The organism is uncultured Metabacillus sp. (genome assembly GCF_947503125.1).
In the GTDB taxonomy this organism is placed as follows: domain Bacteria; phylum Bacillota; class Bacilli; order Bacillales; family Bacillaceae; genus Metabacillus.
The window spans coordinates 1-11,996 of record NZ_CANNCR010000091.1 but is presented as its reverse complement, the minus strand read 5'-3'; the positions used below and the strand labels follow the sequence as shown (position 1 = coordinate 11,996).

At 37.4% G+C, this 11,996-nt stretch carries 10 protein-coding genes, 1 tRNA gene and 1 other annotated feature; of the genes, 5 read left to right on the top strand and 6 right to left on the bottom strand.

The window, feature by feature from the left end:
* Window positions 1-116: 116 nt before the first annotated feature.
* The 4 genes from Q1B07_RS24965 (at window position 117) to Q1B07_RS24950 (ending at window position 3,474) form a co-directional block, all read left to right on the top strand.
* Window positions 117-653 carry an isochorismatase family cysteine hydrolase gene (locus tag Q1B07_RS24965; RefSeq protein ID WP_299094998.1) on the top strand — a complete coding sequence of 179 codons (537 nt, stop codon included), beginning with the start codon at window positions 117-119 and terminating at the stop codon, window positions 651-653.
* A gap of 68 nt (window positions 654-721) precedes the next feature.
* Window positions 722-2,008, top strand: a complete 1,287-nt coding sequence (locus Q1B07_RS24960; RefSeq protein ID WP_299095001.1) for a glycoside hydrolase family 18 protein — start codon at window positions 722-724, stop codon at window positions 2,006-2,008.
* 160 nt (window positions 2,009-2,168) lie between these two features.
* Window positions 2,169-2,822 carry a deoxynucleoside kinase gene (locus Q1B07_RS24955; RefSeq protein ID WP_299095015.1) on the top strand — a complete coding sequence of 218 codons (654 nt, stop codon included), beginning with the start codon at window positions 2,169-2,171 and terminating at the stop codon, window positions 2,820-2,822.
* The gene (locus Q1B07_RS24950) at window positions 2,806-3,474 is read left to right on the top strand and encodes a deoxynucleoside kinase (RefSeq protein WP_299095003.1); all 669 of its coding nucleotides are present in this window, start codon (window positions 2,806-2,808) and stop codon (window positions 3,472-3,474) included. The genes Q1B07_RS24955 and Q1B07_RS24950 overlap by 17 nt, the downstream gene beginning before the upstream one ends.
* A gap of 296 nt (window positions 3,475-3,770) precedes the next feature.
* Here the strand turns inward: Q1B07_RS24950 and Q1B07_RS24945 are convergent.
* The 6 genes from Q1B07_RS24945 to guaB all read right to left on the bottom strand — a co-directional run bounded on the left by Q1B07_RS24945 (window position 3,771) and on the right by guaB (window position 10,692).
* Window positions 3,771-3,863: transfer RNA gene (locus Q1B07_RS24945), tRNA-Ser, on the bottom strand.
* Between the two features lie 172 nt (window positions 3,864-4,035).
* A complete protein-coding gene (gene serS / locus Q1B07_RS24940) occupies window positions 4,036-5,316 on the bottom strand; it encodes a serine--tRNA ligase (RefSeq protein ID WP_299095005.1) in 1,281 nt (426 codons plus the stop codon).
* A gap of 118 nt (window positions 5,317-5,434) precedes the next feature.
* Window positions 5,435-5,657, bottom strand: a binding site (T-box leader).
* A 63-nt stretch (window positions 5,658-5,720) separates the two neighbouring features.
* Window positions 5,721-6,296 carry a pyridoxal 5'-phosphate synthase glutaminase subunit PdxT gene (pdxT, locus tag Q1B07_RS24935; RefSeq protein ID WP_299095007.1) on the bottom strand — a complete coding sequence of 192 codons (576 nt, stop codon included), beginning with the start codon at window positions 6,294-6,296 and terminating at the stop codon, window positions 5,721-5,723.
* 18 nt (window positions 6,297-6,314) lie between these two features.
* The gene (gene pdxS / locus Q1B07_RS24930) at window positions 6,315-7,202 is read right to left on the bottom strand and encodes a pyridoxal 5'-phosphate synthase lyase subunit PdxS (protein WP_299095009.1); all 888 of its coding nucleotides are present in this window, start codon (window positions 7,200-7,202) and stop codon (window positions 6,315-6,317) included.
* A gap of 477 nt (window positions 7,203-7,679) precedes the next feature.
* Window positions 7,680-8,975 (bottom strand): D-alanyl-D-alanine carboxypeptidase family protein, encoded by a 1,296-nt coding sequence (locus Q1B07_RS24925; RefSeq protein ID WP_299095018.1) that lies wholly within the window; start codon window positions 8,973-8,975, stop codon window positions 7,680-7,682.
* Window positions 8,976-9,228: 253 nt separating this feature from the next.
* The gene (gene guaB, locus Q1B07_RS24920; protein WP_299095011.1) at window positions 9,229-10,692 is read right to left on the bottom strand and encodes an IMP dehydrogenase; all 1,464 of its coding nucleotides are present in this window, start codon (window positions 10,690-10,692) and stop codon (window positions 9,229-9,231) included.
* Window positions 10,693-10,811: 119 nt separating this feature from the next.
* Between guaB and Q1B07_RS24915 the strand changes: the two genes are divergently transcribed.
* Window positions 10,812-11,759, top strand: a complete 948-nt coding sequence (locus Q1B07_RS24915; protein ID WP_299095013.1) for a YaaC family protein — start codon at window positions 10,812-10,814, stop codon at window positions 11,757-11,759.
* Window positions 11,760-11,996 lie beyond the last annotated feature (237 nt).

The window sequence follows — 11,996 nt, the reverse complement described above, 5'->3', positions numbered from 1 at the left end:
TGGCCTTTCCACCAAATAAATGGAAAAGCGACTACCCACCTATTGAGTTTTCATAGAACTTTTGACACTACCATATTTTACTATTCTGTTCACTCTAATTCATAAAGGAGGTTCAGATGGAACACTCAAACCAAGCACTTCTTATTATAGATATGATTAATAATTTTCAGTTCGATCATGGTCCTATTTTAGCAAAACAAGCTGAGGATATCTCCCTTAATATTTTCGCCTTAAAAAAGAAACTAAAAACAATTGGCGTTCCAATTATTTATGTGAACGACCATTATGACCTATGGCAGGCGGATTATCAAAAAATTGCTGATAAGTGTAAAAACAACTTAAGTGAAAAGATTATCCATACGATATATCCTGAGGATGATGAATTTTTCTTGATTAAACCTAAACACTCGGCTTTTTTCGGAACAGCTTTAAACACACTGCTTTATAACTTACAGATAAAAGAAGTCATTATAACGGGTATCGCAGGAAACATATGTGTTTTATTTACAGCAAATGATGCTTATATGAGAGGATATCAGATCACCATTCCTGCAGATTGCATCGCCTCTAATGAAGAGGAGGACAATATGTTTGCTTTAAAAATGATGAAACATACGTTAAAAGCCAAAATTGTAAATAGTGAAAATATATAAATTAAACTAACATGTGATCCGTTCTCTCTACATATGATGTACAAAAACGTATGCTAAGGAGGACAAACATGCAAATACATATTGTCCAGCAAGGACAAAATTTGAATGGCATTGCTCAAGCCTACAGTACGACGGTACAAGAGATTGTTCGTGCAAATGAACTGCCTAATCCGAATAATCTTGTCGTAGGTCAAGCGATTGTCATTCCGATTCAAGGAAGATTTTATTGGGTCCGTCAGGGTGATAGTTTATATAGCATTGGTCAAAGATTTGGAATCTCCCCTGCTGAATTAGCAAGAGTCAATAATATTCAAATGAACCAGCCGCTTTCAATCGGATTGCGGTTATACATCCCGGTCAGAAGACAAAGATCAGTTGAATCCAATGCATATGTTGAGCCTAGAGGTACTAGTGTATCTCCAAATCTTGAACAGGCTGCACGTGATGCAGCACCCTATCTAACCTATCTTGGTCCATTTAGTTTTCAAATTCAAAGGGACGGAACGTTAAAAGAACCTTTATTAAATAACTTCCCGCAAATCGCCAGACAAAACGGCGTCACCTTAATGATGGCGATCACCAATCTTGAAAATGATCAATTTAGTGATGAACTCGGCCGAATTGTCTTAACAAATATGGACATACAAAATAAGCTTTTAAGTAATATTGTGACAACTGCTAAAAAATACGGCTTCCGTGATATTCATTTTGACATGGAGTACTTAAGACCGCAGGACCGGGAAGCATACAATCAATTTCTACGAAGGGCTAAAAACAGATTTAGCCAGGAAGGCTGGCTGCTCTCTACAGCATTGGCACCTAAAACAAGTGCCGATCAAAAGGGTCGTTGGTATGAGGCACATGATTATAAAGCTCATGGACAAATTGTTGATTTTGTTGTCATCATGACCTATGAATGGGGATATAGCGGCGGTCCCCCGATGGCGGTTTCTCCTATTAATCCTGTTAGAGAGGTACTCGAATATGCCATATCAGAAATGCCTAGCCGCAAAATTATGATGGGGCAAAACCTGTACGGTTATGACTGGACGTTACCATTTGTTCAAGGAGGGCCATTCGCAAAAGCGATAAGCCCTCAACAGGCGATACAACTAGCAAGCCAACATAATGTACGGATTCAATATGATGTTGAAGCACAAGCTCCCCACTTTAATTACAGAGATAATAATAGGAAAGAGCATGAGGTTTGGTTTGAGGACGCACGATCGATTCAAGCGAAATTTAATCTGATTAAAGAACTTAATTTGCGAGGCATAAGCTATTGGAAGCTTGGTTTAGCTTTTCCACAGAATTGGCTGCTGCTTGCAGATAATTTTGAAATTGAAAAGAAATAACTAATGGGGATCTGATTTTTCAGATCTCTTTTTTCAATTTCCATTCAATTGTTGGGAATAAATGTATTCTCTTCGATGGTTGCTCTAAAATAGAAATGGCTGTGGTAAAATGAACTTTGTCAATTTTTAAAGGAAAGGTGTTTCAGTTTAAAGGAGGACCATTATGAAGACACCCTTTATTACTGTAGAGGGCCCAATCGGCGTTGGTAAAACGTCATTATCGAAAGCAATAGCTGACCATTATCAATTTCATTTATTAAAAGAAGTAGTAGAAGAAAATCCATTTCTAGGGAAATTTTATATGAACATTGAAGAATGGAGTTTCCAAACCGAGATGTTTTTTCTTTGCAACCGATATAAACAATTGGAAGATATTACAAAACAATATCTTCAGAAGAATAAACCTGTGGTAGCGGATTATCATATTTATAAAAATCTTATCTTTGCCAAGCGTACATTAAAAAAAGAACAATACGATAAATATGTAAAAATCTACGAAATATTAACAGCAGATATGCCTACACCTAGCTTAATCATCTATTTACACGCAAGTCTTCCAACATTGCTTACCCGTATTGCAGCAAGAGGACGAGAAATTGAGCGCAATATTGATCCAGAGTATCTCTTGCAGCTTTCAGTAGACTATGAAATAGCAATGATTGAATGGGAAAAGAATCACCCTTCTATACCTGTTATTAGACTTAATGGTGACTCTTTAGATTTTGTTAAAAACAAACATGATTTAACCAGGATCTTCAAACAATTAGATCAGCATTTTCAAAAAGGAGCCAGCTCAAATGAAACTACTAGATAAATATAACATTCCACACAACTCGGTTATTACAATTGCCGGTACTGTTGGTGTAGGAAAATCAACAATGACAAATGCACTAGCGAACGCGTTGAATTTCAAGACCTCTTTCGAAAAAGTTGATTCAAATCCTTATTTAGATAAGTTTTACGCTGATTTTGAACGCTGGAGCTTTCACTTGCAAATCTATTTCCTTGCTGAACGTTTTAAAGAACAGAAGAAAATATTTGAATATGGCGGAGGATTTATACAGGATCGATCTATTTATGAAGATACGGGCATCTTCGCCAAAATGCATTATGAAAAAGGCACAATGTCAGCAGTTGATTACGAAACGTATACAAATCTTTTTGAAGCAATGGTGATGACACCTTATTTCCCACACCCGGACCTTCTTATCTATCTTGAGGGAAGCTTAGATGATATTTTAGAAAGAATAAAATTACGAGGCAGACCAATGGAACAGCAAACCCCTGTTGAATATTGGGAGGAAATGCACCGCCGCTATGAAAATTGGATTAATAACTTTAATGCTTGCCCTGTTTTACGAGTGAATATTAACGACTATGATATCATGAAAAATGAACAAACTATCGAACTGATTATTGAGCGAATTGGGTATTTTATCGAGCAATCGAGGTTATTAAAAAAATAAAGCGAGACTTTCAACTGCAAGGATTACGTTAAAATTGAAAAGCGCAAGCGCCTTGATCAGCCTAGGGCAAATAAGACGCTCATGAATAGAAGGCGTTCTTTGCCTTCAATTCATGAGTGGCTAGACCCTAGAGGGGCTAGGCGCTTGAGCTAGATTCAGAAACGCAAGCTATGTTAAGAAAATATATAAATTCTGATATTTTTAAAAAAGGACATAAAAAAATCGTTACTACAAATGTAACGATTGTATCAATCCCCATATTTTATGCGCTAAATATGAGATAATGGTTTAAATTATGGAGGAGGAAGGGGGATTCGAACCCCCGCGGGCTTTGACACCCCTGTCGGTTTTCAAGACCGATCCCTTCAGCCGGACTTGGGTATTCCTCCGTTTCGACAAGATTTAATTTATCATATACTATTATGCTTGTCAACAATTTCGTAAAAAAAATTAAAAACTTTTTCTATTAATTAGCATGCTCGCGATAGAATAGCTTTATACAGATTGAAACAAGGAGTTTTTTAATGAATCAAAACTCCCTGTTTCGATCAATTCGTTTTATTACTGAATACTGATTCGCTCTTTATTTCCCATATATGGTCTTAAAACTTCTGGAATAATAACTGATCCATCTTCTTGTTGATAGTTTTCTAAAATGGCGGCTACCGTTCTTCCGATCGCTAATCCTGATCCATTTAAGGTATGAACATGTTCAACCTTGGCTTTCGCATCACGTCTGAAGCGAATGTTTGCACGACGTGCCTGGAATGCTTCAAAATTACTACAAGAAGAAATTTCCCGGTATGTTCCGTAGCTAGGAATCCAAACTTCAAGGTCATATTTTTTAGCTGCTGTGAAGCCTAGATCGGCCGTACACATGCTTAAAACCCTGTATGGCAATCCTAGTAGCTGAAGAACCTTTTCAGCGTGTCCTGTAAGCTTTTCAAGCTCCTCATAAGAGTCTTCAGGTTTAACAAAGCGGACTAGCTCAACCTTATTGAATTGATGCTGACGAATTAATCCTCTCGTATCCCTTCCTGCAGACCCTGCTTCCGAACGGAAATTTGCACTAAATGCCGCATAGCAAATTGGAAGCTGTTCAACATTTAAAATTTCCTCCCGATGCAAATTGGTTACCGGTACCTCAGCAGTAGGAATTAAAAAGTAATCCTCACCTGCAATTTTAAAAGCATCCTCTTCAAACTTTGGTAATTGACCAGTCCCAGTCATACTGTCGCGGTTTACAATAAATGGCGGCAAAATTTCTGTATATCCATGCTCCTCGATATGAAGATCAAGCATAAAGTTAAAAAGCGCTCTTTCCAATCTTGCACCTAATCCGCGATAAAAAACGAAACGACTTCCTGTTACCTTTGCAGCTCGTTCGAAATCCAATATCTTTAGCCCATCTGCAATGTCCCAATGCGGTTTTGGTTCGAAATCAAACTTTGGCAATTCGCCCCATTTGCGGACTTCAATATTATCATCTTCAGTATCACCAATCGGCACACTCTCATGTGGAATATTTGGAATTGATAAAAGCAATTGATCTAATTCCGCTTCAACCTCACGCAATTGGTCATCAAGAACTTTAATCTCTTCTCCTACCTCTTTCATTGCTTTAATTAAATGATCAGCATCTTGCTTTTCTCTTTTTAATTGCGCAATTTGAGATGAAACATCATTTCGTTTGCTTTTGAGTTCTTCAGTAGATGCAATGAGCTCTCTCCTCTTTTTATCCAATTCCTCAAATTTTCCGAAATCCGTTAAATCTTCGCCGCGTTTTGATAACTTTTCTTTTACTTCTTCAAAATTCGCACGCAAATACCTAATATCTAACATGCTTCATTCTCCTTTGTCATTTATTATAAAATAGCTCAAATAATTTTGTGTTGATTAGTTGAAAAATCAACAATGAGCTTTAATATAACTAGAATAAAATAAAAAACTCCCGTCCCCAAAAAGGGACGAGAGTTACCCGCGTTGCCACCCTAGTTAAAAATACATAACGCATTTTTCACTTAATGAATAACGGTCATAGCCGGAATCGCCTAGTTAGTGTTAAAACCCTGTTCAGCCATTCATTCAAGGATGGATTCACAAGCATCTATCACCGATTTCCACCAAGTATCGGCTCTCTGCAGATAGAAGATCCTGCTACTAGTTCCTATCATCACGTTAACATATACATTTTAGTAATCATAAATTTACTACAAGTTTACAGCACCTGCAAGCTTTTTATACGTCTATTTTGATTCTTTTACCATATTTATAAATAATTGCGTCATACGATGATCATCCGTTAATTCCGGGTGGAATGAGCATCCGAGGAACTGTCCTTGACGTGCTGCAACAATTCGTCCGTTATGTTTCGCCAGGATTTCAACATCTTCTCCTACCTCAACAATATGCGGTGCCCGGATAAATACACCTACAAAGTCCTCACCGACACCTGTAATCATTAATTCCGCCTCAAAGCTGTCTTTTTGACGGCCAAAGGAATTACGTTCAACGGTTGCATCTAATAGCCCTAAATGAGGCTCGCTGTTTCCAACAATGTTTTTGGCAAGTAAAATTAATCCAGCACATGTGCCAAACATCGGCTTTCCAGCAGCAGCAAAATTCTTTAAAGGCTCCATAAAGTTGTACTTATCAATTAAACGACGCATTGTTGTGCTTTCTCCGCCTGGGATAATTAAACCATCCACTTCATCAAGCTGTTCTACAGTCTTAATGACGATCCCTTCAGCATCACATGCCTCAACAGAGCGAATATGTTCTCTTACAGCCCCTTGCAGGCCTAAAACACCGATTTTTAGCATGTTAAAAACTCCTTTTTATTACCAACCACGCTCTTGCATTCTTTGCTCTGGTAAAAGGCTTGAAATTTCAATTCCTTGCATAGCACTTCCAAGACCTTTTGAAAGCTGAGCAATTAGTTCATAGTCTTGATAATGTGTTGTTGCTTCTACAATTGAACGAGCAAATTTAGCCGGATTTTCAGATTTGAAGATCCCTGAACCAACGAATACGCCATCTGCTCCAAGTTGCATCATTAATGCAGCATCTGCTGGAGTTGCTACACCGCCAGCTGCAAAGTTAACGACTGGCAATTTTCCTTCTTTTTTAATTTGAAGAAGAAGTTCAAATGGTGCACCAAGATTTTTTGCTTCCGTCATTAATTCATCTTCACTCATCGCTGCAACTTTACGAATTTGCGCATTCACTTTACGCATATGACGAACAGCTTCAACAATGTTACCTGTACCAGGTTCACCTTTTGTACGAAGCATCGATGCACCTTCAGCGATACGACGAGTCGCTTCACCTAAGTCACGACAGCCGCAAACAAATGGAACAGTGAAGTCACTTTTTAACAGATGGAATTCTTCATCAGCAGGTGTTAATACTTCACTTTCGTCAATGTAGTCTACACCCATTGCTTCTAATACACGTGCTTCAACGATATGACCGATACGTGCTTTTGCCATTACTGGAATGGATACAGCATTCATCACTTCTTCTACGATTGTAGGATCAGCCATTCTTGCTACACCGCCAGCAGCACGAATATCAGCAGGAACACGCTCAAGTGCCATTACTGCTACCGCACCGGCTTCCTCTGCAATTTTCGCTTGCTCTGCGTTGACAACGTCCATAATGACGCCGCCTTTTTGCATCTCTGCCATACCTCGTTTAACGCGGTCAGTACCTGTTGTATTACTCATTATGTTAGTCCCCCTTATGTAATTTCCTTTAATAGGATTTGTTATAGTGTTGTTTAAAATTCATCTACGCTATATTTTATCCTAACTTTTAAAAAAATCCTATCAAAATTAATACAATTAGTAAAACAATTCCTAAATCATACACTATTCAATCATTTTTTTCATATACTTAAGATTTCCAATTCCTTATATATGATAGAGAACACACACAAATTCTATATAAGAAAAGCGCAAGGCGCTTAGCATTCGTCGACAAGCATAAGGCGAACAGGAATAGAAGGTGTTCTTTACCTTCAATTCCTGTTTGACTAGACCCTAGAGGCAGTCAAAAACTAGGGCGGCCTTATCTCTTGACTGCACTTGCACGTCCTGTGCTTCGCCGATGGCGCCTGGAGCTAGATTCAGAAACGCAAGCTATGTTAAGAAAATATATAAATTCTGATATTATAAAAAAGGCTCCATAATAGGAGCCTTTCATTAAAACCAACCTTTAACTGTATCTGTAATCGTGCCCCATAAACCGCTGAAGAAGCCGCCAACGCCTCTCATTGATAGGACAAACCAGTTTGCTTTTTCAACTGCCTCTTTCGTAACAACATCTACTTGAGGTGATTTATTTTTATCAACAAAACCTAAAGAACTTCCATTACCTTGATAGCTGACAACCATGGTACCAACCTTTTGATCTTTCTTAACAGGAGCAGTCAGCTCTCCTTTTTTTGTTAGCTGTTTTTGATCAAGCTGGAACGTTGGTTTGTACGCATTTTCTTCACCATTTTTCACAACAAGATTAATAGCTTCTTTAGTATGAATTGAAACTTGATCTTCCTTACCCTTTACAACAGGGATAGTAGATTGTGATTTTATTTGATAATTAGCAGGGAAAACTTCTTTTACTGAAAAATTGTTGAAAGCATAATTCAGCATTTTTTCCGTTTCGACAAATCGTGATTCATGCAATGATTTACCTTGTGCGTTCATCACGACTGAAATAACGCGCATTCCATTACGTTCAGCAGTTGCTGTAAAACATGATCCTGCATTGGTAGTAGAACCTGTCTTTAATCCATCTACGCCTTCATACTCATAAACTAAACCTGGAAGCATCCAGTTCCAGTTCGGCATATTAGTAGCATCATCTGTGCCTTCTCTAAATACTTTTTTAGGAGTACTGGCTGTATCTAAAACCTCTGGGAAGTCATTAATTAATTTTTGAGAAAGCAAAGCCATATCACGGGCAGATAAACGGTTTTCTGCATCGGCACTTGTACCATCTGGATGCATCCCTAGCAGATCTTTATTTTCTAAGCCTGTTGCATTAACAAATTCATAGTTTGTTAGACCTAACGCCTTTGCTTTTTCATTCATTTGTTTTACAAAAGCCGTTTCAGAACCAGCAATGATTTCAGCTAAGGCAATAGCTGCACCATTAGCAGAATAAATTGCCATGGCTTCATATAATTCCTGAACAGTATAAGAGCCGTCTTGTCTTAACGGAACATTTGATAAGTCGCCATTTTGTGAGATTTTATAGACATACTCACTCGGAGTATAGGTTTGCTCCCACTTAATCTTTCCATCTTTAATTGCTTCAAGTACTAAATACTCTGTCATAACCTTTGCCATACTAGCGACAGGAAGCTTTTCATCAATATTTTTCCCATAAAGGATGGTTCCAGTCGATTCCTCTATGATAATGGCAGAGCTTGCATTAATTGTAATCGGCTCCTCTGCAGCACTAACCGTTGTGAAAGGGGAAAACGCAGAAACAATAAATGTGAACGCAAATAGAACGGCGAACAACCTCTTAAATTTTTTACTGATCAATGTGATACCTCCAAATTTAATATATCTATAGTTAAAAACATCTGTTTATTTTTACTAGAACATTATTTTTTCTTTTCATTTTTAAAACAACAAGATAGATTTTATCATACAAATTCAAAAAAAAATAGACAGAGTACAAGTCTCTGTCAATTGTTAAAGTTCTGTCATAATTCACGAAGTTTTTGTCATACTTGGGAGATTATAGTGAGTAATTTGGTGCTTCTTTTGTAATTTGTACATCATGTGGATGACTTTCCTTTAATCCTGCACCAGTCATACGGATAAATTGTGTGTTTTCTCTTAATTCTTCAAGATTTTTTGTTCCGCAATAACCCATACCAGAACGAATACCGCCTACTAGCTGATAAATGGTTTCTGATAATGGTCCTTTATAAGGCGTTCTGCCTTCAATTCCTTCTGGAACGAATTTTTTATTATCTTCTTGGAAATAACGATCCTTACTGCCCTTTTCCATTGCACCAACTGAACCCATTCCTCGGTATACTTTAAAACGGCGTCCTTGGAAAATTTCTGTTTCCCCTGGGCTTTCAGATGTCCCAGCAAGAAGGCTTCCGAGCATAACAGCGTGGCCGCCAGCTGCAATAGCTTTTACCATATCACCAGAGTACTTAATTCCTCCGTCTGCAATTATGGAAATACCGTGCTTTCTAGCTTCTGTAGCACAGTCATACACAGCTGTGATTTGTGGAACACCAACACCTGCTACAACCCTTGTTGTACATATTGAACCAGGTCCAATTCCGACTTTAACCACATTAGCTCCCGCATCGATTAGTGCCTTTGTCGCTTCTGCAGTTGCCACATTTCCAGCAACAATATTTAAATCAGGGTATTCATTACGGATCATTCTAACCGTCTCTAAAACGCCTTTAGAATGGCCATGCGCTGTGTCTACTACGATTGCATCAACATTCGCTTCTACTAGCTTTTTCACGCGAACCATTGTATCAGCAGTAACCCCTACAGCGGCAGCAACAATCAAACGACCGTGAGCATCTTTTGCTGAATTCGGGAACTCAATGACTTTTTCAATATCTTTGATTGTAATTAAGCCTTTTAAAACGCCATTTTCATCTACAAGCGGCAGCTTTTCAATTTTATGTTTTTGTAAAATGCTCTCTGCGTCTTTTAAAGTGGTCCCTACACCCGCTGTCACAAGGTTCTCTTTTGTCATAACATCATTGATTTTAATTGAGTAATCTTGAATAAAACGCATATCACGATTTGTAATGATTCCAACTAGCTTTTGTTCCTCAAGGTTATTTACAACTGGAACACCAGAAATTCTATATTTGCCCATTAAATGCTCGGCATCATAAACTTGATGTTCCGGAGTTAAAAAAAATGGATCCGTAATAACGCCTCTTTCAGATCTTTTTACTTTATCAACCTGCTCTGCTTGCTGTTCAATTGACATATTTTTATGAATAACACCTAATCCACCTTGTCTTGCAATCGCAATAGCAAGTTCTGCCTCTGTTACAGTGTCCATACCAGCACTTATGATTGGAATATTAAGTTTTAAGCTAGGAGTCAGCTGTACACTTAAGTCAACATCCCTTGGCAATACCTCTGATTTAGCTGGTACTAATAATACATCATCAAATGTTAAGCCTTCTTTAGAAAATTTTTGTTCCCACATAGTAAATCCCCCTTTTTTCGGCAAAATATTATTAGTAGATTATCAACAGTCATAACGGCTGTCAAGGAAGGAGAAAAGAGTTTAAATATTTAGAATTCAGTAAATGGAGTGTACAATTTATGACGTCATCATTTTGGGAACGCTTACTATCTTATCATTCAACGGAAACGGTTCAAAAAAAACTGGAAAAATGTTATAAAAAACTTTCTTTTGAAAATGCAAGTGGACTATCATATGAAAATGGCTACAGGTTTGTTTATTTTCTAAAGCATGGCGAAAATTTTTTCTTACAAGCGGGTCAATCGCCATACACAATTCAACCAATGCTGTTATTTTACGGTATATCACAATTAATTAAAGCATGCCTTATTGTTATCGATCCTGAGTACCCGTCCACATCCTCTGTTCTTGCACATGGTGTCTCTAGTAGGAAGCGCAAAAAGCAACAATATCATTTTTTAAAAGATGAAATTAAAATACAACGAAATGGCCTTTTTTCTCATGTAGCAAATAAATTATTTCAAATTAATCATCTTGATGCTGAAAAATATTCAATGGAGTTATTATTAAAGCAAATTGCGGAAATGAATGAGGTATTTTTCTTTCATCATTCAAAGGAACATTTTATTAAACTTAAAACAAATCAGGGCCGGCTTGTGCTTTCAGAGAACATAGCGCAATGTTTTCATATGTCTTTAACACGATTGGCTGAATATCTTGAAGAAAAGTATAAATTTAACACTACTGAATCAGGACATAACGATTGTTTGCTGCTGAACAAGATTTCAATTGCAAATTTTCATTGTGCACCTTTTTCTTATCACTTGGAGGAAGATTGTTTCTATCTTCCAAACTCACGGGAAATATTGCTAAATCTCCCTGAGCTCTTAGTCCATTATTTATTGTTATATAATTTAAGCATGATTTCAAGATATGAAACCGAATGGTGGTATGAGCTTCTATTAGGTGCTTCAAGTGATGATTATCCATTCATCTTACGTTATATTGAGATTGCTAAACGAAAGATTCCTTACTTTGTATTAAATTTTTTAGAGCATAATCTTTAGGATGGGAGTTATTTAGCACAATATTATTTTACCTCTCTTGGAGTAGAAGTGAAAGTAAAGCAATCGGCTATTTGCCGATTGTCCTTTTACTTATGGCTTCTCTTTCTAGAAAAATTTCCTATATTTCTTTTCAGAATAAACCTTACGGTTTTTATTACTCTAAATATTAAAAAAAGCGCAAGGCGCCTGCCTATCGGCGACAAGCATAAGGCGAACAGGAATAGAAGGTGTACTTTA